Source organism: Roseococcus sp. SDR, assembly GCF_019083995.1.
Taxonomy (GTDB): domain Bacteria; phylum Pseudomonadota; class Alphaproteobacteria; order Acetobacterales; family Acetobacteraceae; genus Roseococcus.
The window spans coordinates 1-26,420 of sequence record NZ_JAHRCU010000001.1; the positions used below are offsets into that span (position 1 = coordinate 1).

The 26,420-nt window shown below is 69.6% G+C and carries 27 protein-coding genes; 16 read left to right on the top strand and 11 right to left on the bottom strand.

Going from position 1 to position 26,420, the window contains the following annotated elements:
* The 6 genes from KTR66_RS00005 to KTR66_RS00030 form a co-directional block, all read left to right on the top strand.
* On the top strand, window positions 1-758 hold a 758-nt coding region (locus KTR66_RS00005; RefSeq protein WP_249731740.1), incomplete at its 5' end, for a 2-oxo acid dehydrogenase subunit E2.
* A gap of 164 nt (window positions 759-922) precedes the next feature.
* Complete coding sequence (locus tag KTR66_RS00010) at window positions 923-1,399, top strand: GNAT family N-acetyltransferase (RefSeq protein ID WP_213609095.1); 477 nt, start codon at window positions 923-925, stop codon at window positions 1,397-1,399.
* 4 nt (window positions 1,400-1,403) lie between these two features.
* Window positions 1,404-2,798 carry a dihydrolipoyl dehydrogenase gene (gene lpdA, locus KTR66_RS00015; protein ID WP_213609097.1) on the top strand — a complete coding sequence of 465 codons (1,395 nt, stop codon included), beginning with the start codon at window positions 1,404-1,406 and terminating at the stop codon, window positions 2,796-2,798.
* 371 nt (window positions 2,799-3,169) lie between these two features.
* Window positions 3,170-3,571, top strand: coding sequence for a hypothetical protein (locus tag KTR66_RS00020; protein ID WP_213609099.1), 402 nt, complete (start codon window positions 3,170-3,172; stop codon window positions 3,569-3,571).
* Window positions 3,572-3,647: 76 nt separating this feature from the next.
* Complete coding sequence (gene lipA / locus KTR66_RS00025) at window positions 3,648-4,622, top strand: lipoyl synthase (protein WP_213609101.1); 975 nt, start codon at window positions 3,648-3,650, stop codon at window positions 4,620-4,622.
* Window positions 4,622-5,083, top strand: a complete 462-nt coding sequence (locus tag KTR66_RS00030) for a type II toxin-antitoxin system RatA family toxin (RefSeq protein WP_213609103.1) — start codon at window positions 4,622-4,624, stop codon at window positions 5,081-5,083. Before lipA ends, KTR66_RS00030 begins: the two co-directional genes overlap by 1 nt.
* Before the next feature lie 77 nt (window positions 5,084-5,160).
* On the opposite strand, the gene KTR66_RS00035 is transcribed toward KTR66_RS00030, so the two are convergent.
* Window positions 5,161-5,715 carry a DUF4337 domain-containing protein gene (locus KTR66_RS00035; protein ID WP_213609105.1) on the bottom strand — a complete coding sequence of 185 codons (555 nt, stop codon included), beginning with the start codon at window positions 5,713-5,715 and terminating at the stop codon, window positions 5,161-5,163.
* A 67-nt stretch (window positions 5,716-5,782) separates the two neighbouring features.
* Here KTR66_RS00035 and KTR66_RS00040 point away from each other — a divergent pair, with 67 nt between their 5' ends.
* The 7 genes from KTR66_RS00040 (at window position 5,783) to KTR66_RS00070 (ending at window position 13,671) form a co-directional block, all read left to right on the top strand.
* Window positions 5,783-6,877 (top strand): threonine aldolase family protein, encoded by a 1,095-nt coding sequence (locus tag KTR66_RS00040; RefSeq protein WP_213609874.1) that lies wholly within the window; start codon window positions 5,783-5,785, stop codon window positions 6,875-6,877.
* A 58-nt stretch (window positions 6,878-6,935) separates the two neighbouring features.
* Window positions 6,936-7,247, top strand: a complete 312-nt coding sequence (locus KTR66_RS00045; RefSeq protein WP_371818980.1) for a YraN family protein — start codon at window positions 6,936-6,938, stop codon at window positions 7,245-7,247.
* A gap of 130 nt (window positions 7,248-7,377) precedes the next feature.
* On the top strand, window positions 7,378-8,547 hold the full coding sequence (locus tag KTR66_RS00050) for an efflux RND transporter periplasmic adaptor subunit (RefSeq protein WP_213609109.1): 1,170 nt from the start codon (window positions 7,378-7,380) through the stop codon (window positions 8,545-8,547).
* Between the two features lie 10 nt (window positions 8,548-8,557).
* Window positions 8,558-11,674: an efflux RND transporter permease subunit gene (locus KTR66_RS00055; RefSeq protein WP_213609111.1), complete on the top strand. Its 3,117-nt coding sequence runs from the start codon at window positions 8,558-8,560 to the stop codon at window positions 11,672-11,674.
* 61 nt (window positions 11,675-11,735) lie between these two features.
* Entirely contained in the window at window positions 11,736-12,308 is a 573-nt protein-coding gene (locus tag KTR66_RS00060; protein WP_213609113.1) for a pyridoxamine 5'-phosphate oxidase family protein, read from the top strand.
* A gap of 43 nt (window positions 12,309-12,351) precedes the next feature.
* Window positions 12,352-12,813, top strand: coding sequence for a hypothetical protein (locus KTR66_RS00065; RefSeq protein ID WP_213609115.1), 462 nt, complete (start codon window positions 12,352-12,354; stop codon window positions 12,811-12,813).
* Window positions 12,814-12,846: 33 nt separating this feature from the next.
* Window positions 12,847-13,671 carry a hypothetical protein gene (locus KTR66_RS00070; protein WP_213609117.1) on the top strand — a complete coding sequence of 275 codons (825 nt, stop codon included), beginning with the start codon at window positions 12,847-12,849 and terminating at the stop codon, window positions 13,669-13,671.
* A 76-nt stretch (window positions 13,672-13,747) separates the two neighbouring features.
* On the opposite strand, the gene metC is transcribed toward KTR66_RS00070, so the two are convergent.
* From metC to KTR66_RS00090, 4 genes are read right to left on the bottom strand one after another with little or no spacing between them, the layout of a single operon-like run.
* The gene (gene metC, locus KTR66_RS00075; RefSeq protein WP_213609119.1) at window positions 13,748-14,932 is read right to left on the bottom strand and encodes a cystathionine beta-lyase; all 1,185 of its coding nucleotides are present in this window, start codon (window positions 14,930-14,932) and stop codon (window positions 13,748-13,750) included.
* On the bottom strand, window positions 14,932-15,783 hold the full coding sequence (locus tag KTR66_RS00080) for a rhodanese-like domain-containing protein (protein WP_213609121.1): 852 nt from the start codon (window positions 15,781-15,783) through the stop codon (window positions 14,932-14,934). The genes metC and KTR66_RS00080 overlap by 1 nt, the downstream gene beginning before the upstream one ends.
* 1 nt (window position 15,784) lies before the next feature.
* Window positions 15,785-16,504: an alanyl-tRNA editing protein gene (locus tag KTR66_RS00085; RefSeq protein ID WP_371818958.1), complete on the bottom strand. Its 720-nt coding sequence runs from the start codon at window positions 16,502-16,504 to the stop codon at window positions 15,785-15,787.
* Window positions 16,501-17,175, bottom strand: a complete 675-nt coding sequence (locus KTR66_RS00090; protein WP_213609125.1) for an NUDIX domain-containing protein — start codon at window positions 17,173-17,175, stop codon at window positions 16,501-16,503. Before KTR66_RS00090 ends, KTR66_RS00085 begins: the two co-directional genes overlap by 4 nt.
* A gap of 49 nt (window positions 17,176-17,224) precedes the next feature.
* Between KTR66_RS00090 and KTR66_RS00095 the strand changes: the two genes are divergently transcribed.
* The 3 genes from KTR66_RS00095 to KTR66_RS00105 are packed head-to-tail and all read left to right on the top strand — an operon-like array spanning window position 17,225 to window position 20,461.
* Window positions 17,225-18,124, top strand: a complete 900-nt coding sequence (locus KTR66_RS00095) for a DMT family transporter (protein ID WP_249731743.1) — start codon at window positions 17,225-17,227, stop codon at window positions 18,122-18,124.
* A gap of 46 nt (window positions 18,125-18,170) precedes the next feature.
* Window positions 18,171-19,667 carry a glycosyltransferase family 39 protein gene (locus KTR66_RS00100; RefSeq protein WP_213609129.1) on the top strand — a complete coding sequence of 499 codons (1,497 nt, stop codon included), beginning with the start codon at window positions 18,171-18,173 and terminating at the stop codon, window positions 19,665-19,667.
* Window positions 19,664-20,461 (top strand): YdcF family protein, encoded by a 798-nt coding sequence (locus KTR66_RS00105; protein ID WP_213609131.1) that lies wholly within the window; start codon window positions 19,664-19,666, stop codon window positions 20,459-20,461. The genes KTR66_RS00100 and KTR66_RS00105 overlap by 4 nt, the downstream gene beginning before the upstream one ends.
* Here KTR66_RS00105 and KTR66_RS00110 read toward each other — a convergent pair.
* From KTR66_RS00110 to KTR66_RS00135, 6 genes are read right to left on the bottom strand one after another with little or no spacing between them, the layout of a single operon-like run.
* Complete coding sequence (locus tag KTR66_RS00110) at window positions 20,416-20,952, bottom strand: GNAT family N-acetyltransferase (protein WP_213609133.1); 537 nt, start codon at window positions 20,950-20,952, stop codon at window positions 20,416-20,418. The genes KTR66_RS00105 and KTR66_RS00110 overlap by 46 nt on opposite strands.
* Window positions 20,949-21,821: a glycosyltransferase family 2 protein gene (locus KTR66_RS00115; RefSeq protein WP_213609135.1), complete on the bottom strand. Its 873-nt coding sequence runs from the start codon at window positions 21,819-21,821 to the stop codon at window positions 20,949-20,951. Before KTR66_RS00115 ends, KTR66_RS00110 begins: the two co-directional genes overlap by 4 nt.
* Window positions 21,818-22,702: a glycosyltransferase family 2 protein gene (locus KTR66_RS00120; protein WP_213609137.1), complete on the bottom strand. Its 885-nt coding sequence runs from the start codon at window positions 22,700-22,702 to the stop codon at window positions 21,818-21,820. The genes KTR66_RS00115 and KTR66_RS00120 overlap by 4 nt, the downstream gene beginning before the upstream one ends.
* Entirely contained in the window at window positions 22,699-23,805 is a 1,107-nt protein-coding gene (locus KTR66_RS00125) for a glycosyltransferase (RefSeq protein ID WP_213609139.1), read from the bottom strand. The genes KTR66_RS00120 and KTR66_RS00125 overlap by 4 nt, the downstream gene beginning before the upstream one ends.
* On the bottom strand, window positions 23,802-24,866 hold the full coding sequence (locus tag KTR66_RS00130) for a glycosyltransferase family 1 protein (protein WP_213609141.1): 1,065 nt from the start codon (window positions 24,864-24,866) through the stop codon (window positions 23,802-23,804). Before KTR66_RS00130 ends, KTR66_RS00125 begins: the two co-directional genes overlap by 4 nt.
* Window positions 24,863-26,389 carry a flippase gene (locus tag KTR66_RS00135; RefSeq protein ID WP_213609143.1) on the bottom strand — a complete coding sequence of 509 codons (1,527 nt, stop codon included), beginning with the start codon at window positions 26,387-26,389 and terminating at the stop codon, window positions 24,863-24,865. The genes KTR66_RS00130 and KTR66_RS00135 overlap by 4 nt, the downstream gene beginning before the upstream one ends.
* Window positions 26,390-26,420: the final 31 nt, after the last annotated feature.

Here is a 26,420-nt window from a genome sequence, read left to right on the forward strand (position 1 = left end):
CGGCTGCCGCCGCACCGGCGCCCGCGCCGCGCCCGGCCGCCGCGCCCGCGCCGGTCATCGGCGCCACCACCGCCGTGCCCAACAGCAGCATGCGCAAGGTGATCGCCCGCCGCCTCTCCGAGAGCAAAGCCACCATCCCGCATTTCTACGTGGCGATGGACATCGAGCTCGACGCGCTGATGAAGCTGCGCGCCGACCTCAACGCGCAATCTCCCAAGGATGGCCCGGGCGCCTTCAAGCTCTCCGTGAACGACCTCATCATCAAGGCCTGCGGCGTGGCGCTGCGCCGCCATCCGGGCGTGAATGCCTCCTGGACCGACGAGGCGATCCTGCAGTTCAACGATGTGGATATCAGCGTGGCGGTCGCCATTCCGGACGGCCTGATCACGCCCATCGTGAAGGGCGCGGACCGCAAGGGCCTGGCCACCATCAGCAATGAGATGAAGGACCTCGCTTCCCGCGCCAAGGCCGGCAAGCTGAAGCCCGAGGAGTTCCAGGGCGGCGGCTTCTCCATCTCCAACATGGGGATGTATGGCGTCAGCCATTTCGCGGCCATCATCAACCCGCCCCAGGCCGGCATCCTCGCGGTGGGCGCGGGCACGCAGCGCGCGGTGGTGAAGAATGGCGCGCTGGCCATCGCGACGGTCATGACTTGCAATCTCAGCGTGGACCATCGGGTGATCGATGGCGCGCTGGCCGCCGAATTCATGGCGACGCTGAAGGGGCTGATCGAAAATCCGCTGTCCTTGATGCTCTAGGCGATCCCCACGAAGTCTTCGCCGGCTCAACGACGCCCTTGGCGTCGCCGCGCCACCGAAGCCTCCGCGGGGGCCCCGGTTGGGCTCTGACTCTTTGATGTTGTTCCTCCCGCCACGGCAAAGCCGCGCCGGGGCTCCGCAGGGGGCGAGTTCGGAGGTGTCGCTTGGCTTGGCGTGACGCAGCGCGGGAGGATGTGGACGCGGTCTTCCGCCTCGTGCGCGGCTTGGCCGAATACGAGAAGCTGCTCCACGAGTTCCACGCGACGGTCGAGGATTTCCGGGCGGCGCTGTTCGGCCCCCACCCGGTGGCCCACGCGATGCTCGCGGAGGTCGAGGGCCGCGTGGTCGGCGTCTGCCTCTGGTACCGCACCTTCGCGAGCTTCCTCGGGCGGCCGGCGATCTGGATCGAGGATGTCTTCATCGAGCCGGCCCATCGCCGGCAGGGGCTCGGCACCGCCGTCTTCCGTCTGCTCGCTGCGCGCGCGGTCGAAGAAGGTTGCGCCGCGCTGGAGTGGAATGTGCTGGACTGGAACGCGCCCGCCATCGCCGCCTATCGCGCGATGGGGGCCGTGCCGCGGGAAGAATGGACGGATCAGCGGGTGAGCGGCCAGGCCCTCATCCGGCTTGCAGGAAAGGGCTGAGGAAATGGCCGAGACTTTCGACGTGGTGGTGGTGGGCGGCGGGCCGGGCGGCTATGTCGCCGCCATCCGCGCCTCGCAGCTCAAGATGAAGGTCGCGCTGGTCGAGCGCGAGAACCTGGGCGGCATCTGCCTCAACTGGGGCTGCATCCCGACCAAGGCGCTGCTGCGCGCCAGCGAGATCAACCATCTGCTGCACAGCCTGGATTCCTTCGGCTTCGCGGCGGACAACGTCCGCTTCGATTTCGCCAAGGTGATCAAGCGCTCGCGCGGCGTGGCAGCCCAGCTCTCGGGCGGCGTGAAGCACCTCTTGAAGAAGAACAAGGTCACGGTCTTCGACGGCCATGGCGCGCTGGCCGGCCCCGGCAAGCTCTCCGTCACCAAGGACGGCAAGCCGGTGGCCGAACTCGCCGCCAAGCACATCCTGCTCGCGACCGGCGCGCGCGCCCGCGTCATCCCGGGCATGGAGCCGGATGGCAAGCTCATCTGGTCCTACCGCGAGGCGATGACGCCGACGGCCCTGCCCAAGAAGCTGATCGTCGTCGGCTCGGGGGCCATCGGCAGCGAATTCGCGAGCTTCTACCTGAACATGGGCGCCGAGGTGACGCTGGTCGAGGTGATGGACCGCATCCTGCCCGTCGAGGATGCCGAGGTCAGCGCCTTCGTCCGCAAGGCCTTTGAGAAGCAGGGCATGAAGATCATCACCAATGCGCGCGTCCAGGGCGTGCGCAAGGGCGCCGATGACGTGACCGCCGTGATCGAGGCCGATGGCAAGGTGACGGAATTGAAGGCCGACCGCCTGATCTCCGCCGTCGGCATCGTCGGCAACACCGAAAACCTCGGCCTCGAGGGCACGAAGGTCGTGGTGGACCGCACCCATATCGTGACCGACGCCATGGGCCGCACCGGCGAGCCCGGCGTCTATGCCTTCGGCGACATCACCGGCGCCCCCTGGCTCGCGCACAAGGCGAGCCATGAGGGCATCATCTGCGTGGAGAACATCGCGGGCCTGCACCCGCACGCGATGGATGTTCTGAACATCCCGGGCTGCACCTATTGCCGCCCGCAGGTGGCCTCCGTCGGCCTGACGGAAGCCGCGGCCAAGGCCCGCGGGCATGAGGTGCGCGTCGGCCGCTTCCCCTTCATCGGCAATGGCAAGGCCATCGCGATGGGCGAGCCCGAGGGCTTCGTGAAGACCGTCTTCGACGCCAAGACGGGTGAGCTTCTCGGCGCCCATATGGTCGGCCCCGAGGTGACGGAGATGATCCAGGGCTACGGCATCGCCCGCACGCTGGAGACGACCGAGGCCGACCTCATGCACACCGTCTTCCCGCACCCCACGGTGAGCGAGGCGATGCATGAGAGCGTGCTCGACGCCTATGGCCGGGTGATTCACATTTAGTTGATGCCCTCAAACGCCGGGCGGCGGCTCCGCCGCCTTGGCTTCGCTGCGCCCCGGCCGCGCCGGGCCAATAGGCCGGTCGGGCGGCGCCGGCCGCGTTGCGGCCGGATGGGTTTGGGAAGGCGCTCAGACGCCGGGCGCGCGCTCCGCGCGCTTGGCTTCGCCGCGCGGCGGTCGCGCTGGGCCGAAGGGCGGTTGGGCGGTGCCGGCCGCGTTGCGGCCGGATGGGTTTGGGAAGGCGCTCAGACCCCGGTGCCATCTCTCGCGAATCGCGATTCGGACAGTTTCATTTTTTGCTATGCCGACCTTGTTTCCGGCATGGAAAATGCCCCAGGATGTTGGATGAATTCTAAAAAACCTGGAGGAAGCCCATGCCGTCCCTGATCCGCCGCCTCGCGGTCGCCAGCCTGTTTCTCGCCACGCTTCTGGGCGGTGTCGCGGCTGAGGCCCAGCAGGGGCAGAACCGCAGCCTGGTCTTCCGCAACAATTGCAGCACCCCGCTCCGCCTCCTGGTGCGGCACGCGGAAGACCCCCGATCCTATACGACCACCGGCTTCTACACGATCCGCCCCAATACCTCGACCACGCTCACGCAGCGCGGCGACAACATCACGCATATCACCGGGCTGCCGCTCTATTTCTTCGCCGAGTCGGGCGGCCGCACCTGGTCGGCCGGTGATGTGACCGTCGCCTTCAATGGCGTGAACTACCGCATGGTCCGGGCCAACCAGACCGTCTCGGGCAGCAATATCGAATTCGCCGTGGCCTGCTGACCGGCCAAAAACACCCGGGCGCGTCGTCGCGCCCGGGGCTGTGAATGCAGCCCGGCGCGCTATATGGGGAGGCATCATGGCCCGTATCGAAATCGACCATCGCCAGGACAAGACCGCCAAGCGGGGCGCCGAGCGCCACCCGGAAAAGGCCGCGCGCCCGGATAACCCCATCCAGCGCAAACCATCCTGGATCCGGGTGAAGGCGCCCACCCACCCGATCTACCACGAGACGCGCGCCCTGATGCGCGACAACAAGCTGGTGACGGTCTGCGAGGAAGCGGCCTGCCCCAATATCGGCGAGTGCTGGTCCCAGCGCCACGCCACCATGATGATCATGGGCGAGACCTGCACCCGTGCCTGCGCCTTCTGCAATGTCGCCACCGGCATGCCCAACCCGCTGGATCATGACGAGCCGCGCCGCGTGGCCGATGCGGTCGCCAAGCTCGGCCTGCGCCACGTCGTCATCACCAGCGTGGATCGCGACGATCTGGCCGATGGCGGCGCCGAACACTTCGCGCAAACCATCCGCGCCATCCGCGCCGCCGCCCCTGAAACCACCATCGAGATCCTGACGCCCGACTTCCTCCGCAAGGAGGGCGCGCTGGAAGTCGTCGTCGCGGCCCGGCCGGATGTGTTCAACCACAACCTCGAAACCGTCCCGCGCCTCTATCCCACGATCCGGCCGGGTGCCCGCTACTACCACTCGCTGCGCCTGCTGGATCGCGTGAAGCAGCTTGACCCCTCCATCTTCACCAAATCCGGCATCATGGTCGGCCTCGGCGAGGAGAAGATCGAGGTGCAGCAGGTGATGGATGATCTGCGCAGCGCCGAGGTGGATTTCCTCACCATCGGCCAATACCTCCAGCCCAGCGTGAAGCACGCCGCCGTGGCCCGCTTCGTCGAGCCCGCGGAGTTCGAGGATTACGCGAGCCTGGCCCGCGCCAAGGGCTTCCTGCTCGTCTCCGCCACGCCGCTGACCCGCAGCTCCTACCATGCCGACCGCGATTTCGCGGAACTGCGCGCCGCGCGCGAGAAGATGCTGGCCGCCTGATGCCCACCCACGCCGAGAAGCGCATCCTGCGGCAATCGCCGGACCAGATCTTCCAGATCGTGGCCGATGTGCACCGCTATCCGGAATTCCTGCCCTGGTGCGCCGCCGCCCGCGTGCTGAGCCGCGACGAAACGCAACTCGTGGCGGACCTCACCATCGGCTTCAAGATGTTCCGCGAGACCTTCCGCAGCGAGGTGACGCTGGACCGCCCGGGCCTGGTGCAGGTGAAATACCTGGATGGCCCCTTCCGCTACCTCAACAACACCTGGCGGCTCAGCCCCGTGCCGCAGGGCACGGAGGTGGATTTCTTCGTGGATTTCGAATTCCGCTCGCGCGTGTTGCAGGCGGTGATCGGCACCGTCTTCAACGAGGCGGTGCGCGTCATGGTCCGCGCTTTTGAACGCCGCGCCATGGCGATGCATGGCCGCGTGCCGGCCGCCGGGGCGGTGAGGCCCGCCTGAAGGGAAGGTCCAGGAAACGCGTTTCCTGGTGGGAGAGCACGAGAGGGCAAAGCCCTCTCGTATCCCCCGCGACGCGCTCAGAAGTGAATCAGCCCCGGCGCGAAAAACCCCAGCATCATCAGCCCAAACCCCACAGCCCCCAGCGCGCCGGCCAGCCAGACCAGCAGCATCACGCCCGTGATGATGGCCGCCGAGGCGACGACGATCGCCACCTGGAAGCCCGCGCTCGAGTATTCGAACATGTGATACTTCTCCATGTTCTTGTCCCGCCGTGCTTCGGCCGTGCGGGCGCGGGCCATGAGTTCGCGCCGGCCTTCGCCGGTCTCGGGCTCGCTCTCCCAGCGGGCAGCGGTGCTGTTCCAGCGCTCGCGCTGCGCGGTGGTGGCGGCCGAATTCGCCTCGGTGCGGGTCAGTTCGGCGTGTTCGGCCGCGGTGCGCACCTGGGTCTGGCGGATGGTCCGCGCCTGGAAGAAGGACCAGAGATTCGCCGCCTCGATATTGGCGTTCAGCGCTTCGGTCTGCGCCGACTTCGCGCCCACCTCGGCCAGCGCCAGGAACAGCGCCAGGATCGCGATCAGCAGCGCGATGCCCTTGTTCTCGCCACCGTGATGCCCGCCATGTCCGCCAGCCATGAAATCCCTCCTGCGATCTGCGGGCGGGGGGATGCCACACTCGCGCACGCCGCGCTACCGTAGCGGCATGGTCCAAGCTCCCACCTTCGCCCGCTCCACCTCCTTCGCGCCGGCACGGCCGCCGAAGGGCGCACCGCCCGTGCGCATCAACCTCTATTCCGATACGCAGACGCGCCCCACGCCCGCCATGAAGGACGCCATGATGCGCGCCGAGATGGGCGACGAGCAGCATGGCGACGACCCGACCGTGCATGTGCTCTGCGACCGCATGGCCGCGCTGATGGGCAAGGAAGCTGCCATGTTCCTGCCCAGCGGGACCATGTGCAACGTCATCGCCATCCTCACCCATTGCCAGAAGGGCGATGAGGTCCTGGCGCATGAGACGAGCCACATCCTCCACAGCGAGGGCGGCACGCATGCGGCCCTGACCGGCGTGCAGATCCTGCCGCTGCGCGGCGATCGCGGCCTCTTCACCGCCGATGACGTCCGCGCCGCCATCCGCCCGCGCACCCGCTACGCGCCGCCGCAGAAGCTGCTGGAGGTCGAGCAGACCGCCAATATCGGCGGCGGCGTCGTCTGGCCGCTGGAGCAGCTCAAGGCCGTGACCGCCGTCGCGCGGGAGCAGGGCTGGAACACCCATATGGACGGTGCCCGGCTGATGAATGCCTGCGTCGCCGCCGGCATCGCCCCCGCCGAGATGGTGGCGGATTTCGACAGCGTCTGGCTCGACTTCACCAAGGGCCTGGGCGCGCCGCTCGGCGCCGTGCTCTGCGGCTCCGCCGAGTTCATCGGCCAGGCCTGGCGCTGGAAGCAGCGGCTCGGCGGCTCCATGCGCCAGGCGGGCTTCGTCGCCGCTGGCTGCATCTATTCGCTCGACCACCATATCGAGCGTCTCGCCGAGGACCACGCCAATGCCAAGGCGCTCGCCCGCGGCCTGCGGCAGATCGAGGGCGTGGTGGTGGAGGAGCCCGACACCAATCTCGTCTTCTTCGACATCAAGGCGACCGGCGTCACGGTCGAGCAGCTGCAAAGCCGCCTGATGGCGCAGGGCATCATGGTGAGCGGCCTCGGCGGCCGTGTGCGCGCCTGCACCCATCTCGACGTGACGGCCGAGATGATCCCGGACGCCGTGACCGCGATCCGCGAGGCGCTGGCTGCCTGACTTCGCCCGCCAGCGCCGCGGCGCCCGGGCCGACCGCAGCGGCCGCGAGGCCGAGGCCATCGCACGCGCCGCGCTGCAGGCCGAGGGATGGCAGATGCTGGCCGAGCGCCACCGCACGCCCGAGGGCGAGCTGGATCTCGTCGCCGAGAAGGACGGCCTGCTCGCCTTCATCGAGGTGAAGGCGCGGCCCAGCTGGCGCGAGGCCGCCTTCGCCCTCACCCCCCGCCAGCAATCCCGCCTCACGGCGGCGGCCGAGATCTGGCTGGCGCAGAACCCGGGCCATGGCGCCTGCGGAATCCGCTTCGACGTGATGCTCGTGGCCGCCGATGGAAGCGTGCGGCGCATCACCGATGCGCTTCGCGAAACATGACGCTTCGGCAAGGCTCTGTGACAGCTTGTTGCGTCCCGCGCTTTCGCGTTGACCGCCCCCCGGTGCAGGATCAGATTGGCCGCATGAGCCTCCGTGCAATCCTGCCCGACGCGCGCCGTCGGAGATGAACATGCTGGACCGCCCGATCCCGATCGAGGCGCCGCAGGAGGCCACAGCACCCCCATCGCCCCCTCCACCGGCCCGGCGCCGCTGGCTCTGGCCCGTTCTCTGGGTCCTGGGCCTGGCCGGCGCCGGCGTGGCCGCCGTGATGTGGCGCCAGGCCAACCCGCCGCCGCCGCCCGCGGCTGCCACCCCCGCCGCCGTGCCCGCGCTGACAATCAGCCTGGGCCCCGTGGTGACGCGCCGCCTCGCCGGCACCGTGGTGGGCGATGGTTCCATCGTCGCCTGGCAGGAGCTGGTGATCGGCACCGAGGTGGGGGGCTTGCGCATCGTCGAAGCCCCGCTGGATGAGGGCATGCCGGTCCGGGCCGGCGAGTTGCTGGCGCGCCTGGATGACAGCGTGCTCAGCGCGCAGGCCGCCCAGGCCCAGGCCGCGATCGGCGAGGCGGAGGCCTTCCTGGAATTCGCCCGGCAGGAGGAGGCGCGCTCCGAAACGCTGGTCCGCAGCCAGACCGGCTCCCGCCAGGTGCTGGAGCAGCGCCAATCCGCGACGCGCCAGGCCGAGGCGCGCCTCGTCTCCGCCCGTGCCCGGCTGGCCGAGGTGCAGACCCGCCTCGCGCAGACGCGCATCCTCGCACCCACCGATGGCCTCGTCTCCCGCGTCGCGGTGCGCATCGGCGCCGTGCCGGGGCAGGGGCAGGAGCTGTTCCGCATCCTCCGCGACAGCCGCCTGGAGCTGGAGGCCCGTGTGCCCGAGCTGGAACTGGCGGATGTGCGCGCCGGCCAGCCTGCCACCGTGCGCCACGGCAACCGCGAGATCGCGGCGGAGGTGCGGCTCGTCGCACCCGTCGTCGCCGCCGAGACCCGGCTCGGCCTCGTCCGCATCGCGCTGCCCGCCGATTCCGGCCTGCGCCCCGGCATGTTCGCCCGCGCCGAGATCCATGGCGCCGCGCGCGAGGCGGTGATGGTCCCCGCATCCGCCATCGTCTTCCGGGACGGCGCGCCCCAGGCCTTCATCCTGCCCGAGGGCGGCACGCGCGTGCAGATGCGCCGCCTCGTCACCGGTGTGCGCCAGGACGGCATGGTCGAGATCACCGAGGGGCTGCAACCGGGCGAGCGCGTGGTCACCGCCGGCGCCGGCTTCCTCGTGAATGGCGACCTCGTGCGCGTGGCACCCTGAGGGCGCCGCCGTGATCGAGGAGAAGCATCGCAACATCTCGGGCTGGGCCATCCACAACCCGGTGGCCACCATCGTCATCTTTCTGCTGCTGACGGTGGCCGGGATCTTCTCCTACCCCTATCTGCGCATCAACAACTCGCCCGACATTGACCTGCCGGCCGTCGTCGTCTCCGTCGTCCAGCAGGGCGCGGCGCCTTCCGAGCTGGAAACCCAGGTGACGCGCCGCGTCGAGGATGCGGTGGCGGGCCTCGGCGATGTGAAGCGCATCTCCTCCACCGTGGTGGATGGCAGCTCCACCACCATCATCGAATTCGTCCTCGGCAAGAATATCGACCGCGCGACGAACGACGTGCGGGACAAGATCGCGCAGATCCGCGCCGACCTTCCGGCCGGCATCCGCGACCCCGTCATCACGCGCGTCGAGGCCACGGGTGGGGCCATCGTCACCTTCACCATCGCCTCGCCCAGCATGACCGTCTCGGAGCTGAGCTGGTTCGTGGATGACGTGGTGGCCCGCGCCATGCTGTCCGTGCCCGGCGTCGCGCAGGTGAATCGCGTGGGCGGCGTCGAGCGTGAGATCCGCGTGGCACTCCGGCCCGAGCGGCTGGTCGCGCTCGGCATCACCGCCAACCAGGTGAACGCCCAGCTGCGCGACCAGAACATCAACCTGGCCGGCGGGCGCGGCAATATCGGCACGGGCGAGCAATCCATCCGCACCCTCGGCGCCGCGGTCACCGTGGCGGACCTGCGCGAGCGGCGGATCATCCTCAGCAATGGCCGCTTCGCGCGGCTGGGCGACATCGCCGATGTCGAGGACGCGACGGCCGAGGTGCGCACCGCGGCGCGCCTGGATGGCCGCCCCGTCGTCGCCTTCGAGATCCTGCGCACGCGCGACAGCTCGGAAGTGCGCGTCGCCGAGGGCGTCATGGCCCGCGCCCAGACCATCATGGCCGAGCATCCCGAGGTGACGATCAACGTCGTCACCACCACCGTCACCTTCGTGCTGGCCGGCTTCCACGCGGCGGTCGAGGCGCTGATCATCGGCGCGCTGCTCGCCATGCTCGTGGTCTATCTCTTCCTGCGCGACTGGCGGGCGACGGTGATGGCGAGCATCGCGATGCCGCTCTCGCTGATCCCCACCTTCTTCGTCATGTTCCTGCTGGGCTTCTCGCTCAACAACGTGACGCTGCTCGGCCTGACGCTGGTGGTGGGCGTGCTGGTGGATGATGCGATCGTCGAGATCGAGAACATCGTCCGCCATATCCGGCAGAATCCGGGCGTCAGCGTCTATCGCGCGGCGCTGGATGCTTCCTCCGAGATCGGCCTCGCCGTGATCGCGACCACGGCGGCGATCCTGGCGGTCTTCGTGCCCGTCGCCTTCATGCCGGGCATTCCGGGCCAGTTCTTCCGGCAATTCGGGCTCACGGTCGCCGCCGCCGTCGCCTTCTCGCTCATCGTGGCGCGGTTGCTGACGCCCCTGCTGGGCGCCTATTTCCTGAAGCCGCACCACGCGCCCGAGCCACCCGATTCCTGGCTCGCCAAGCGCTACTACGGTCTGCTCGCCTGGTGCCTCCGCCATCGGCTGACGACGCTGGCCGGCGGCATCGGCTTCTTCGCCCTCTCCATCGCCCTCGTCCCCTATATCCCGCAGGATTTCGTGCCCGGCGCGGATCGCGGCCGCTCCGCCATCGCGATCGAGCTCGCCCCCGGTGCCACGCTGGCCGATACCGAGCAGGTGGTGCAGCAGGCGACGCGCATCCTGAAGACGCGGCCCGAGGTGGTCTCGGTCTTCGCCAGCATGGGCACCTCCAACACCGGCGTGGGCGGCCCGGGCCTCGGCAGCACCACCCGCGCGGGCGATCCGCGCACGGCGAACCTGACCGTGACCCTCGTGCCGCGCAACCAGCGCAGCGTCACCCAGAACCAGTTCGAGGCGGCGGTGCGCCCGCTGCTGGACGTGATTCCCGGCGCCCGCGTGCGCTTCGGCGCCGATGGGCAGAGCGGCTCCCGCCTGCAGATCACGCTGGTGGGCGCCGATGGCGCGGCACTCGCCGAAGCCGCCCGCACGCTGGAGACCGAGATGCGCGGCCTGCCGCAACTCGCCGGCGCCCGCTCCACCGCCTCGCTCGCGCGGCCCGAACTGCAGATCAAGCCGATGGAGGACCGCGCGGCCGAACTCGGCGTCTCGCCCGCCAGCATCGGCGCCACGGCCCGCATCGCCACCATCGGCGATGTGGACCAGCTCCTGCCCCGCTTCACTTTGACCGACCGGCAGATCCCCATCCGCGTCATGCTGGATGAGCGCGCCCGCGCCGACCCCGAGGCGCTGCGCGGCCTGCGCGTGGAAGGCCGGGGCGGGATCATGGTGCCCATCGAAAGCGTGGCCGAGATCGGGCATGGCGCCGGCCCCGCGCAGATCGATCGCCTGGGCCGCCAGCGCAAGGCGACCGTCGAGGCCGAGCTGAACGGCATGCCCCTGGGTGAGGCGGTGAAGCTCGTGAACGCCCTGCCCATCATGCACAACCTCCCGGCCGGCGTGCGCGAGCAGGCCACCGGCGACAAGGAAGTCATGGCCGAGCTCTTCGGCGGCTTCGCCATCGCGCTCGGCACTGGCGTGCTGCTGGTCTACCTGGTGCTGGTGCTGCTCTTCGGCGGCTTCCTCCAGCCGCTGACCATCATGAGCGCGCTGCCCCTCTCGTTGGGTGGCGCGCTGATGGCGCTGCTCATCGCGCAGAAATCCCTCGGCGTCTCGGCCGTGATCGGCGTGCTGATGCTGATGGGGATCGTCGCCAAGAACTCCATCCTGCTCGTCGAATACGCCATCATGATCCGCCGCGACGATGGCCTGGGGCGTGAGGCCGCGATCATGGAAGCCGCGCGCAAACGCGCCCGCCCCATCGTGATGACCACCATCGCCATGGTCGCCGGCATGGCGCATATCGCGGCCGGCATCGGCGCCGACAACGAGTTCCGGGCGCCCATGGCCCTCGTCGTCATCGGCGGGCTCATCACCTCGACGCTGCTCAGCCTGATCTTCGTGCCGGTCTGCTACCTCTATGTGGACCGCTTCGAGAGCTGGATCGCACGGCGATTCCGGCCGAAGACGGCGCCGCAGCCCGCGGAGTAGAAAAGGGGCCTCCGGCGGCTGGGGCCGAAAGGCCCCAGACCCCAGACATGGAGCCACGCGAATGGACCGCCCCTTCTACCATGACGGCATGCGGGAATGGCAGGACGCAACGGATGGGCGGCGCGTCGCCGATGCGCTCGAAGAACGACGGCTGCACCGCGCATTCTGGGAGGAGGACCGGGCGCTCATCGAGAGCGCGCCCTTCTTCTTCATCGCCACCGGCCATGGCGAGCACATGGATTGCAGCATCCGCGCGGGCGATCCGGGCTTCGTCACGATCCTCGACGACCGCACCCTGGAATGGCCCGAATATGACGGCAATTCGATGTTCCGCACGCTCGGCAACATCGCGCGCAACCCGAATGTCGGGCTGCTCTTCCTGCGCTTCGACGGGCAGAGCCGCCGCCTGAGGATCAGCGGCCGCGCCAGCATCCATGGGGTGAAGAGCCGCGTGGTGCGCGTGGAATGCCTCGAGATCTACCCCAATTGCCCGCGCTACATCCCCGACCTCGCGTCCGGCACGCCTTCGCCGCATGTGCCGCGCGAAGGCCATGTCCCGCCCGCCCCCGAATGGAAGCAGCGCGACTATATCCGGGATATATTGCCGGCGGATGATCCGTTCCGGCCGAAGTGAGAGAGATCGTCCAGGTATTTTTTCGCGACCTTGGAGCCGATCCATGCCAGAAGAAGCGAAGCCAAGGCACAGCCGCGTCCGCACCTGGTTCTGCGGTGTCCTTGCCGGTCTTGCGATGGCCTACGTCTTCGGCGTGGTGCGCCAAGCTCTCGATGACATCATCGGGCCTCCTGAGGCCCAGTTGATCGTAACCTCCGAAGCGCCGCTCCTCGACGTGCGGGTCCGCTATGGCGGGCGAGAGATCGCGCCAAGGCCCGGCTGGGTTCCGGGAAGCCATATCGGCTACGCGCTTTTCCCCGCGATGCGGACGCGAAGTTACGAGACCATTCTGGAGGTGACCTGGAAGACCCAGACCGCGGAGCGCTCCGTGTCCCAGGTCATGCGTCAAAACGATGCCGGCAGGCTCTGTCTCTACGTGCTGCGGCTGGATACGGCGGGCAATCCGGTTCCGCTCGAACCAACTGGTTCCCCCCCACCATTCTGGTGGGATTGTCATTTTCGTTGAGGCTTTTCTTCAAACATGCAGGGAGAGTTGTCGATGAGCGCATGGGAGTTTTGGGGATCCGTTCAGAGCGCCGCATCGAGCGAGGCTATCGAATCGTCCTTGCCTGGATACCTGGAGGGGCCAGCCGATGCTTACCGGCATATCGTTGGCGCGGCGGAACTCCGGCGGCGGTTCGGCTGGGCGATCGCCTATGCCATCGTCACAGGAAACGAAGCCAGAGGTACCCACGCAAGGGGACATACGCCTGAACTCCGCCGGATGGATGATCACAACAACGCGATCGGCCTCTCGATCGGGGCCGATGCGACGAGTTATGAGGAGGTCGTTCGCCGCGCCCGAGCGGCGAACGATGCTGGCATTGAGAATACCGGCTCAGGCCGAGGGCAAACACCTCTGTGGCTGTCGCAAGAGCAATGGAAAGAAGTCTCCGGCCGACAGCCAGCCGAACGCGCTCTGCCCGTCGAATGGTCGGACGCAATCCCCTCCGCCGCCGACTACCGCTTTGGCGATGAGCGCTTCGGCGCGGATCGCTCGTTCCGCTCCGGGACGCCGCGCGAGCGGCAGGCGGCGCTGTTCGAGCGCTTGGACGCAACGCCGACGGCGGAATGGTCCGAGGCTGACGTTCGTGGCGTCATTGCCTCCCCCGCCTACCGCAATTCCGCGGCGGCGGACCACGCGCTGTGGCGGGAGCGCGTGCGCCAGTATTTCGAGGAACGCGCATCTGGCCGGGATGAAGCGGCCTCGGCGCCGGATGATGCAGACGATGACGGCATCGCCCATGTCCGCGCCTACACGCGAATGGGGCCGAACGGCCCGATCCGGGTCAGTGCCCACGACAGGGCGACGCCTGGCCCATAGTAGCGGTTCCCAAAGGCCGCCATGCTTAAGACTTGGGGCCTTTGGTGGGTGGTCCGGAGGGCAAAGCCCTCTGGTTTCAGCCCAGGGTCTGCAGCCCCTGCTCCAGATCCGCGATCAGATCCTTCACATCCTCAAGGCCAATGTGGATGCGCAGCATCTGCCCGCCGAAATCGCCCGTGCCGGCCGTGCGGGTGATGAAGCCCGTGGTGGGCAGGGCCAGGCTCTCATACCCGCCCCAGCTCGCGCCGATGCCGTAGAGCTTCAGCGCGTTGATGAAGCGGAACATGTCCTCCTGGCTGTACTTCGCATCCAGCACCACGCCGAAGAGGCTGCACCCGCCATTGAAGTCGCGCTTGAACAGCGCGTGCTGCGGGTGGGAGGGCAGCGCCGGGTGCATCACCTTCGCGACCTGCGGCTGGGCTTCCAGCCATTGGGCGACCTCGATGCTCGCCGCCTCCTGCGTCTTCAGCCGCACCGCCATGGTGCGCACGCCGCGCAGCGCCAACCACACGTCATCCGGCGAGGCGTAGTGGCCGATGGTGGAGGCCGCGGCGCGGACGATCAGGTGATCCTCCTCGCTGTTCACGGTGACGCTGCCGAGCAGGATGTCCGAATGCCCGCCGACATATTTGGTCAGCGCCTGGATGGAGACATCCACGCCATGCTGGAAGGGCTGGAAAGTGTGGATGCCCCAGGTGTTGTCCATCAGCACCTTGCAGCCGCGCGCGTGCGCCGCACGGGCGATGGCCGGGATGTCCTGGATCTCGAAGGTGTGGCTCCCCGGGCTCTCGGTATAGACCACCTTGGTATTGGGCCGGATCAGCGCGGCCATGCCGGCCTCATCCACGCAGGGGTCGTAGAAGGTGGTCTCGATCCCCCAGCCCTTGAGCAGCGTGTTGGCGACGTTGCGGCCCGGGCCATAGACGCTGTCCGGCATCAGGCAATGATCGCCGGACTTCAGATAGGCCATCAGCGGCAGGGTGACGGCGGCGAGGCCGGTGCCCACGATGGTGCAGCGCGTGCCGCCCTCGATCTCGCAGATCACATCCTCCAGCGCGTAGTGGGTCGGCCCCCCCTGCGTGCCATAGGTCATGTACTGCTCGTAGCGCTTGGCCGCGCTGTCGCGCCGCGCCTCGCAATTGGGGAAGAGCACGGTGGAGCCGCGATGCACGCCCGGGTTCACGAAGCCATGGATGCGCACGCCCGCACGCCCCGCATGGCTCATGCGGGTGGAGAAGGAATGGTCGTGGGAATCGGTCATCAGTCGGTGGCCTTTACGGTTAGTTTTTCTGTCTCTGGGCGGCTCGCCCATTCGGTCCAGGAGCCGTCATAGACGGCGGGTTCAGGCAGCCCGGCGCGGACGGCGCCGAGGGTGAGGATGCAGGCGGTGACCCCCGTGCCGCAGCTCGTCACCAAAGCGGGCGCGCCCTCGGCGCCGGCGGCGGCGAAGCGGGCGCGGAGTGCGTGGGGCGGCAGCATGGTGCCGTCCGCGGCGAAGAGCTCGGGGAAGGGGATGTTCGCCGCCCCCGGCATATGGCCGGAGGGCAGGCCGGGCCGCGGCTCGGGTGCGGTGCCCCTGAAGCGCCCGGCGGCGCGCGCATCGAGCACCAGGGCGGATTTGTCGGCCAGCACGCGTTTCACATCGCCGATGCCCATGACGCGGCCCGCCACGAAATCCGCCACATAGGTGGTGGGCTTCGGCGCGGCGGGCGCGCCGGAGGCGAGCGGCCTTCCCTCGCGCTGCCACTTGGGCAGGCCGCCATCCAGCACGGCGGCCTTCTCATGGCCAAACAGGCGCATCAGCCACCAGCCGCGCGCCGAGGATTGCAGGCCCTTCTGATCGTAGAACACCACGCGGCTGGCGTTGGAGACGCCCATGGCGCCCATCAGCTTCTCGAAGCGTGCGGCACTCGGGATCATGTGCGGCAGCGTGGCGTCGGGGTCGGCCACCACGTCCACGTCGAAGAAATGTGCACCCGGGATATGGGCTTCCGCGAATTTCGTGGCGCCGTCGAAGGGCTCGTTCGGCAGGTATTTCGTGGTGTCGAACACCAGGAGGTCGGGCGCGCCGAGATGTTCGGCGAGCCATTCCGTGCTGACGAGGTTGTCCACCTTATTCCTCCACCAATGCGATGCTGATGCGGCGATTCTGCCGCCCCTTGTTCTCGAGCTTGAGCACTTCCACGCGGCCGATCTCGCGCGTGCTCCGCACATGCGTCCCGCCGCAGGGCTGCAGATCGACCGGCGCGTCGAGCGCCCCGATGCGCACCAGCCGCACCCGCCCCGCGCCGCGCGGCGGCTGCACCGAGAGCGTCCGTACCAGGCCCGGATTGGCGTCCAGCTCGGCTTCCGTGATCCAGGTCTCGCTGATCGGATGGTCGGCGGCGATCAGCGCGTTCAGCTTTTCGGTCAGCGATTCCTTCGTGGGCGGCTCGGCCAGGTCGAAATCGAGGCGCGACTTGTCCGCACCGATCTGCCCGCCGGTGACACCCGCGCCGGGGATCAGGCTGCACAGAAGGTGCATGGAGGTGTGCATCCGCATGTGCCGGTGGCGGCGCGCCCAATCGAGCACCAGCGTGACTTCCGTGCCGGGGGCGGGGAGGGGGCTGCCCTCGGCCAGCTTGTGGATGATGGCGTCGCCCTCGCCCTTCACCGCCTCGGTGATCGCGGCCTCGCCGCCCGCCCAGCGGAGCACGCCGGAATCGCCGGGCTGGCCGCCGGCGCGGGGGTAGAAATTGCTGCGATCGGTGACCACGCCGCTCTCATCGGCGGAAACGATGCGGGCGGTCGCCTCGCGCAGATAGGCATCGTCGCGGAACAGGGTCTCGGTCACTCTGGTGCCCCTTTGGCTTGGGTCCATTCGGCGCGAAGTCGCGCGTGGTTCTGGCGCAGCCAGAAGAGGCAGAGCGCGCAGGTGGCGTTCTGGATGGCGTTGCGGTCCAGCATCGCGAAGGCTTCGGCGGCCGGCATGATCAGCAGCCGGATATCCTCGCCCTCATGCAGCAGGCCGTGCGTGCCCGCGGCTTCGGGCTCCGGCAGGCGGGCGCGGCCGCAATAGAGCTGCATCAGTTCATCGCAGCCCCCCTGCAGCAGCATGTATTGGCCGATATGCTCGACGAAGTCGGGTGTCACGCCGCCTTCCTCGACCGCCTCGCGCCGCGCCGCGGCCTCGGGCGCCTCACCGGGCTCCAGCAGGCCCGCGATGCATTCGGTGTGGATCGGCGGCAGGCCGGCCGCGTGCACCGGCAGGCGGAACTGCTCGATCAGCGCGACGCGGTCCGACCAGGGGTCGAAGGGCAGCATGGCCACGCCGCCTGCGCGGCGCCACAGCTCCCAGGTCAGCTCGGCCGAGCGGGTGCCGTCGAAGCGTTCATAGGTGAAGCGTACACGCTGCAGGGGAAAGCGGCCGGACCACACAACCTCGTCGGCGCGGATCTCGAGGCCGGGATAGGGCTTGATGCGGGGGGCCTTGGCGGGCCGTTCCTCGGGGTCACTGGCGCTCATGTCGCGGCGACCGTAACTTGGCCACTCACGCCCGTCCATGAGCCCCGAGTTGCAAATCACACCCCCGGCCGCGACCCGCGCCAGCCGCCGTCGCGCCATTCTCTTCATCCTCATGGCGGCCCTGCTCTTCGCCCTCGCGGCCTGCTGCGTGAAGGCCCTGGATGGCGGCGTGCCGCTTGCGCAGGTGGTGCTGTTCCGCAGCGTCTTCGCCTTGCCCGTGCTGCTGCCGCTGCTGAGCCAGGCCGGGGGCTGGAGCGCCATCCGGACGGCGCACCCCATGGGCCATGCCTGGCGCACCCTGTTCGGATTGATCGGCATGGCCGGCGCCTTCTATGGCTATGCCACCATGCCGCTCGCCACCGTCACGGCGCTGGGCTTCACCATGCCGCTGTTCCTGACCCTGCTCGCCGTCCCGCTGCTGGGCGAGCGGGTAGGCTGGCGGCGCGGCAGTGCCGTCATCGTGGGCTTTCTGGGCGTGCTCATCATGGTGCGCCCCACCGGCGCCGATGCGGCGGGGCTCTTCCCGAGTCTCGTGGTGCTCGTGGCCGCCCTCGCCTGGGCCATGGCGATGATCACCATCCGCCGGATGGGAGAGGCGGGGGAGAGCGGGGTCACCATCGTGCTTTGGTTCGCCATCGGCTCCTCCGCGGTTGCCTTGCTGGCGAGCCTGCCCGGCTGGGTCTGGCCGACGCCCTGGCAATGGCTTCTGCTTCTGGGCATCGGCGTCATCTCGGCGCTCGCGCAGCTCCTGATGACGGACGCCTATCGCGCGGGCGAGCCCACGCTGGTCGCCCCCTTCGAGTATTCCGGCATCATCTGGACCACGCTGCTCGGTGCCGTGATCTGGGCCGAGGCGCCGGACGGGTGGGACGGCCTCGGCATCGCCATCCTCGTCGCCTCCGGCCTCTATATCTGGTGGCGCGAGGTCCAACTGGGGCTGAAGCGGTGAGGGCGCGCCGCTTGCGGCCGGCCGGCCTCTGGGCCAAGTGGGGCTGATGTCCGCTGGTCTCCCCGCCTGGCTGCTGCGCCAACGCTGGCCCATCGCGCTGGCGCTGCTGCCGGTGCTGGTGGTGATGATCCGCTGGGCCTCCTTCCTGCCCTCGGTCATCGACTGGGATGAGAGCCTCTACCTGCTGCAGGCGCGGGAATGGCTGCGCGGCAACTGGCCCTTCTCCGGCGTTTGGGACATGCACCCGCTGGGCGCGCCGGCCATCATTGCGCTGTTTTTCCTGATCTTCGGCGAGAGCCTGGAGACGGTGCGCTTCCTCGGCGCCTTTTGCGTCACGGCCACGGGCTATGCGCTGATCGCGCTGGCCCGCGTGGTGGGGGCGCCGCGCGCGCTCGGCTATGCGGCGGCCGTCCTCTACGCCGCGCATACGCTGCAGATGGGCGGCCTCGCCTCGAACACCGAGATCCTCTTCGCGCCCTTCGTCGTCTCGACGCTGGCCCTCGCCCTGGCGCCGGGCCCGCTCTGGCCGCGCCTGATCGGCATGGGTCTGCTGATGGGCTGCGCGCTCCTGGTGAAGCAGGTGGTGACGCCCGAGGGGTGCCTGGCCTTCGCCATCCTCGCCTGGCCGCTGCTGCGCGCGCGGCGCTGGGGCCTGCTCTTCGCCATGGCCGCCGCCTATGCGGCGCTCTGCCTGACGCCGACCGCGCTGGTGGCGGGCATCTACGCGATCCGCGGCGAGTTCCACATCTGGTACGAGAGCACCATCCTCGCGCCGCTCGAATATGCCTCGGGCCGCATTCCGCTGGAGCAGATGTTCTGGCGCATCTCGCTCGCCGCACTGGCGCTGCGCTGGCTGCTGGCGCTGAGCCTTCCCGCGCTGGTCTTCGCCCCGCGCGAGCCGGTGCTGCGCCGGCTGATGGGCTTCGCGCTGCTCTGGTTCGCCGTGGCGTGCCTGGCCGTGGCCGGGCCGGGTTTCTTCTTCCCGCACTACTTCCTGATCTTGGTCCCGCCGCTCGCGCTGCTGGCGGCCATCGGCGCCTATTCCTTCGCGCATTACGTGGGCGGGCTGCGGGCCCGCCTCGCCCTGGCGGCCCTGCTCGGCTTCGCGGCGGTGGACATGGTGGCGACCGACCTGGCGCCTCGGCTCAGCCGTGGCTTCGCCATGGGCACGCCCGACACGCCCCGCCGCATGGCGGCCCTGATGAATGACGAATTGCAGCCGGGCGACACCATCTTCGTCCCCAACTACCAGCCCGTGGTCTATTTCCTCACCCAGGCGCGGCTGCCCACGCGCTTCCCCTTCCCGGTGCACCTGACCGGCGGCTTCGCCAACCTCGCCGGCGTGGACACCGATGCCGAGGTCGCGCGCATCCTCGCCTCCCGCCCGCGCTTCATCGTGCTGGACCGCACGGAATGGTTCGGCATGCGGCCTTCGGCCATGTCCATGCTGACGGAGGCGCTGGAAGAGGGGTATGAACTCGCCGCGAGCTTCGCCGAGGAGCGCGGCTCGGTCGAACTCTGGCGCCGCGTGGAGGCCGAATGATCGAGGATACGCTCTTCGCCGCTTCCAAGATCTTCTGGCTCTTCGCGCGGCCCAACACCTTCGCGCTCTTCCTGGCCTGCCTGGGCGGTATCGCGCTCATCGCGCGCCGCCGCTGGGGGCGCTGGCCGCTGCTGCTCGGGCTCGGCTGGTTCGTCGCCGTGCTGCTCACGCCGCTGCCCGCCTGGATCACCCTGCCGCTGGAGGATCGCTTCCCCCGCCCGGCGGAGGCCGGCCGCGTGGATGGCGTCATCATCCTGGGCGGCGCGGTCGAGCAGCTGCTCACCGAGCGGCGCGGCATCCCGGCACTGAACGGCGCGGCCGAACGCATGACCGAGGCGGTGACGCTCGCCCGCCTGCACCCCGAGGCGCGCATCGTCTTCACCGGCGGCCAGGGCACGCTTGCCCCCGGCCAGATGACCGAGGCCGATGTGGCGCGGCAGATCTGGGCGGGCATGGGCCTCGACGGCCCGCGCGTCATCCTGGAGAGCGAGGCGCGCAACACCTGGGAGAATGCGACGCTCACCCATGCGCTCATCCAGCCCAAGGCGGGCGAGCGTTGGCTGCTGGTCACCTCGGCCAGCCACATGCCGCGCTCGATCGGCTGCTTCCGGCGCGCGGGCTGGGAGATCACCGCCTGGCCTGTGAACTACTCGACCTCGCCGGGCGGGCAGGGCTGGTTCGACCCGCCCTTCTCCTTCCGGCTGGGCCAGGCGGAATGGGCGATCCGCGAGTATGTCGGCCTCATCGCCTACCGGCTGCTGGGCCGCACCAGCGCCTTGTTTCCGGCGCCTTGAGCCGCGCGCAGGTCCCGCCACATGATCGTGACGGGGCGGCGGCCATCCTCCGTCTCCTCCAGCACCTGCCAGCCGAGCTTTTCGTAAAGCGCCTGCGCATCATGCGTGTAGAGAAACAGCGCCGTCTCGCCCGCCTCGCGCGCCGCTGCTTCCACCGCCGCGATCAGGCGCTGCGCGCAGCCCTGGCCGCGCGCCTCCGGCACGACATAGACCCCGGCGAGCCAGGGGCCGATATCCTGGCGGAGTTCGAGGTCCGCCGAGACGAAGCTCGCCGTGCCGCAGGGCACATTGCCCGCCAGCAACACGAAGCTCTGCGGCGTGCCCGTCTCGGCCACGCAGCCCGAGAGGATCTCGCGCACCTCCTCCAGCGGGTGGCCATTGGGCTGCCAGAAGGCGTCCCAGAGCCAATGGGCGACGAGGTTGATCAGGTCGGGCCGCTCGCGCAGCGTGACGATGCGCCAGATGGGGCCGCCCCCGGGGGCGTGGGTCACAGCCGGAGGATCCGTTCCGGATCGCCCTTGCCGCGCAAAAGGTCCCACAGCCCCAGCATGTTTCCCTTGAAGCGTCCCCAGCGATCCACTTCAGGCTCCGGCTTCAGGGAGCGCAGCAGGTTGATCAGGCAATGCCGCCCGGCCGAGGGCAGCGCATGGGACCAGGGAAAGCTGCCCTTCCGCGCCAGGTAGATCGGGTTCACCACCTGCGAATAACCGAGGCGCAGCCCAGGCACGCGCCCCTGCTTCACGCCCAGATGCACGCCACGCGCGCCCTCCAGGCGGAGGATCGTGCCGTAGGGCAGCAGGCGGCGGGTGAGGTCGATATCCTCATACCAGGCATAGAGCGGCAGGCGTTCGTCGAAGCGCAGCCCATGCGCCTGCACGGGGGCCAGGCGCAGCGCCATGTTGCAGCCATAGCCGTTGAAGTGCTCATGCCGCGCGGTGAGGTCGGCGGGCGGCGTGTCGGCGGCGATCAGCGCGCGCGCCTCTTCGGGCGTGATGCCCGGGCCCTTGGCGCCATCGGCGATGACGGTGCCCGTCGCCACGGCGCAGCCGGGCTCGGCGCGCATCACGGCCTCCAGCGCCGCGAGCCACTGGGGGGCGGCGATGAAATCATCGTCGAGAAAGAGCACCACGTCGCAATCGGCGATGGCGTCCAGGATGCGGTTGCGCTGGCGCGGCAGCCCGGCCTGGGCGGTGAGGAACTCCACGCCGGGGAAGTGCCGCGGCAGGTCGTCCACATCCGAGGGCGTCACATGGCAGACCAGGATGCGGTCCGGCGCGCGGGTCTGCCGGTCCAGCTCGCGCAGCGTCTCGGCGAGGATCGCCGGCCTTCCGCGCGTGGCGATGCCGACCGCGATCCTCATGCCGCGCAATCCAGCGCGGTGGGCTCCGGCAGGCTGCGCGCCTCGGGCGCCAGGAAGCCCGCGAGCCGCCCCTGGAAGGTGGCCGCGTAGTAGCGCGCATGCAGCATCCGCCCGCGCAGCAGCGAGACGCCGATGCCCGCCAGCGGGCGATAGAGCAGCGGCGCCCAGGTGCCGATGGGCGCATGATGGCGCCGCAGCGCGAAGCCAAGGCCAAGCCCGTAGCGCCCGGCCCGCGCCACGGCTTCCGGCGTCAGCCGCTTGTCGGGGTGGATGATGCGCAGGTTGACGTCGTAGCGCGCGACATGCCCGCGGGCCATGGCGCGGCAGACCAGGTCATTCCCCTCGGCCGAGCCGAAGCGTGCCCCGGGGCCCATCGCCTCGTCGAAGCCACCGAGCGCCAGCGCCAGCGGCCGTCCGAGCCAGAGGTTGAACTCGATCACGCTGGTCCAGACATTGCCGAGCGTGATCACGCCGCTCTCCGGGTTCCAGCGACCGGAGCCGAGCCCGCCCTCTGGCGCGGCCGCCGGGCCGGTCAGGATCGCAAGCCGCGGATCGGCGTCGAAGGTCGCACGGACCTTGGCGAGCACGCCGGCCGGAAAGACGCAGTCGTCATCGGGAAAGCCCACGATGTCGCCCAGCGCATGGCGCAGGCCGAGGTTGCGCCCCGCATTGGCCCCGTTGCCGGCGCCATGCTCCGCGCTCCGCAGGTGGCGCAATGCGAGACGGGGCGCGTATTGCGCCACCAGCCCATCCAGCCGCCGGTCGGCATTCTGGTCCACCAGGATCACCTCGAAAGGCGTGCCTTGATCCGCCAGCAGGCTGTCGAAGAGTGCGCCGATCTCCGTGACGCGCCCCATGGTGGAGACGACGAGCGAGATCATGCCATGGCGCTTTCGACGATCCCCGTCAGCTTGCGCCGGAACTCGGGAATGCTGAACTGGCGCGCCTGGGCTGCGCAGGCTTCGGGCGTGAAATCCGCCTCGCGCGCCACGAAGGCGCGCACGGTTTCGATGATGGCCTCGGGCGTCTGCTGCTCGAAGAAGAGGCCGGTCTCGCCCTCGCGCACGATGTCCTTGGAGCCGCCCCTGCCATAGACGAGGAGGGGCGTGCCGCAGGATTGCGCCTCCACCATCGCGATGCCGAAATCCTCCTCCGCGCCGAAGACGAAGGCGCGGGCGGTCTGCAACAGCGAGACGAGTTCAGCCTGCGGCACCCGGCCGCGGATGGTGATGTTGGGCGCCCCTGCCGCCGCCTTGGCGACGAGCGGCGCCGCCGGCCCATCGCCCACGATGGTCAGCGGCAGGTCGGGCATGCGGGCGAAGGCTTCCGCCACCAGCTCGATCCGCTTGTAGGGCACCTGGCGCGAGGCCACGAGGAAATGCGTGCGCGGCGCGGTCGAAAGCGGGAAGCCGTCCAGATCCACCGGCGGGTGCAGCACCGCCGCCTCGCGGCGCCAGACCTTGCGGATGCGCTCGGCGATGTAGCGCGAATTGCCGAGGATGATGTCAGGGCGGGAGGCGCTCATCTGGTCCCAGGCGCGCATGCGGGCGAGCAGCCAGCGCGTGTAGAGGCCCTTGAGCCCCCGCGTCAGCCCGGCCTGGCGCAGATACTGGTGCTGCAGGTCCCAGGCATAGCGCATCGGGCTGTGGACATAGCTGATGTGCCGCGTGCCCGGCCCCGTGATCACGCCCTTGGCCACGGCATGCGAGGAGGAGAGAACCACGTCATAGCCCTGCAGGTCGAACTGCTCGACGGCGAGCGGCATGAGCTGGAGGTAGTTGCGGAACATCCGCCGCGCGAAGGGCAGGCGCTGGATGAAGCTGGTGGTCGGCACCTTGCCTTGCAGGAAGCCACGCTGGTTCTCGGGCAGGAAGTCGCACAGCGCGAAGAGATCGGCCTCGGGGAAGCAATGGAGCATCTGCTCCACCACGCGCTCCGAGCCGGCATAGCTGTCGAGCCATTCGTGGATGATGGCGATCTTCATCGCGGCAGGAACCCCAACAGGCGGCGCGCCGCCTGCTCCCAGGAGAATTGTTGAACGCGGGCGCGGCCCGCTTCGACCAGCGCGGCGCGGCGGCCCGCGTCATCGGCGAGTGCGGCCACGGCGTTGCCGAGGCTTTCCGGCTGGGTGGCGTCGAACCACAGCGCGGCCTCGCCGCAGACCTCGGGCACGGCGCCGGCGCGGGACGCGATCACCGGGCAGCCGCACCACATCGCCTCGACCGGCGGCAGGCCGAAGCCCTCGTAGCGCGAGGGGAAGACGAGGCAGAGCGCGGATTCGTAAAGCGCCCGCAGCTCCGCATCGCTGACGCGGCCGAGCGGCCGCAGATTGGGCGCGGGCGGAGCGCCCGCCTGGCGGAACACCGCCGCATCCTGCGCCCCGGCGACGGCGAGGCTCAGCCCGCGCTGCCCCAGCGCGCCGATCGCGTGATGCAGTGCGGCCAGGTTTTTGTGTGCGGCCCCCGTGCCGATGACCAGCGCATAGCCCTGCGGCGCGAGGCCGTGCCTGCTCAGGATCGCGGCATCGGCGGCCTCGCGCAGGATGTGTTCGCCGCCTTCCAGCGTGACGCCGATCCTTGTCGCATCGAGGCCGAGATGTGCCGCGATCCGCCCGGCCGAAAACTCGGAGACGGAGAGGATGCGGGTCCCGCGGAAGACCAGCATGCGCTGGAGCCCGCGATACCAGTTGCGGAACTTCCAGGAATAGCTCTCCGGCGTGTCGAAGACGCCGGCATCATGGATCACGACCGCCTGATTGCGGCCTTGGCCCACGGGCGCGGTGTTGCCGAGGTTCAGCAGGAAATCGCCCCGCGCGGCGCGCGGCAGATCGAGCTGCTCCCAGAGCTGCCCGCCCCGCGTGCCCGTGAGGCTGGGTGCGAGATGGGGGAAGTCGTCGAGCCCCTCGGCACCCGGCGGTGCGATCAGGCGCATCGGCGGCGCCTCGCCGCGCGCGGCGAGCGCATCCAGCGCGCGCGTCATCTCCCGCGCATAGCGCTGCACGCCGGTCAGGCCCTGTGTCAGGAATCGGCCGTTGATCGCGATCATGCCGCACCTGATCGCAGCAGGGCCCGGGCCTGCCAAGGCCGGCGCAGCAGGGGCTTCAGCGTGGCACGCTCCTCCGCCGTCAGGATGCGGAGCATGGCGGCGAGCACGACGGCGAAGCCGGCCAGCGCCAGCCCGGCCGCCCAGCGCCAATCGGGCGCCAGCACCATCGCGGCCAGCGCCAGCGCCGAGAGGCCGAGCGGCAGCGCGAATTGCCGCGCGCTCATCGCCGCCGCCGGATAAAGCCGCCCGGCGAGCCAGAACTTGCCCGCGCAATCCGCCGCGGCGCGGATCGCCCAGGCCAGCGCCGCGCCCTCGATCCCCCAGAGCCAGAGGAAGAGCGCCGAGAGCGGCAGGAAGGTCACCACCTGGAGCCCGATGAACTTCGCCGTCGCATCCGGCCGGCCGATCGCATCCAGCAGCGCATTGGGCGCATAGGCGAGGCAGGAGAAGAAGATTCCCGCGGCCAGGATGCGCAGAACCATGCCGCCGCCCGCCGCGAAATCGCGGCCCAGCCAGAGCGCCAGCACCCAGTCGCCCACGCCCGCCAGCACCAGGCAGGGCGGCAGTGTCATCAGGAGCATGAGCAGCGCGCCGCGCCGCAGCAGCCCCGCCGTCACCTCCGGCAGCAGCCGAAAGGCGGAAGCCATGGCCGGCAGCAGCGCCTGGGCGATGGCGACCGGCAGGATCCACATCCGCATCACGAGGTCGAGCGGCGTCGCGTACCAGGCGACGGCGGCCAGCGTCAGCAGGGCGCCGATCAGGAAGCGGTCGGCATAGAGCAGCGCCTGGTTCAGCACGGAGGCGACCGTCATCCAGCCGCCGATCCTGAGCAGCGGCAGCACCATCAGGGGGCTGCCCACCGAAAGCCGCGGCAGCACCGGCCGCGCCAGCCAGAGATAGGAGAGGGTGTTCGCCAGGCGGCAGGCCACCAGCACCAGCATCACGCCCACCAGGCTCTGCCAGAAGACCAGCAGGATCACCGGACCCACATAATACATGACGGCCACGGGGATGGTGACGAGGTTGGCGGCGGCGAATTTCTGATGCGCCGCCAGCACGCCCCAGAGTGCCGCGTTCAGCACGATCAGCGGCGCGGCACAGGCCAGGATGCGGAAGGCGACCAGCGCCTCGCCCTGCAATTCGGCCGGCACGTTCAGCGCGCTCTGCATCAGCCAGGGCAGCGTGAACCAGAGCGCCGCCGCGCCCAGGCTTGCGAAGCCGCCGAGTACCAGCATCGCGGTGCCGACGAGCTTGCCGGCCTCGGTGTCCTCGGCGCCCTGCGTCATGCGCTCGGAAAGACCCCGCGTCAGTGCCGGGCCGATGCCGAGATCGAAGATGCCAAAGACGCCGACCAGCGCGAGGGCGAGGGTGAAGAGGCCCCAGCGCTCCAACCCCATCTGGCTGACGAGAAGCGGGGTCAGGGCCAGGGCGAGGAGGAGGGGCAGGCCCCGCCCCATCGCGTTCCAGAACATCCCGGAGACGAGGCGCCCGGCGCCCGCCCGGGCGGCGGCGGTATCGCTCATGGGAGGGTCCTGCGGGCCTGCACGGCCCGCA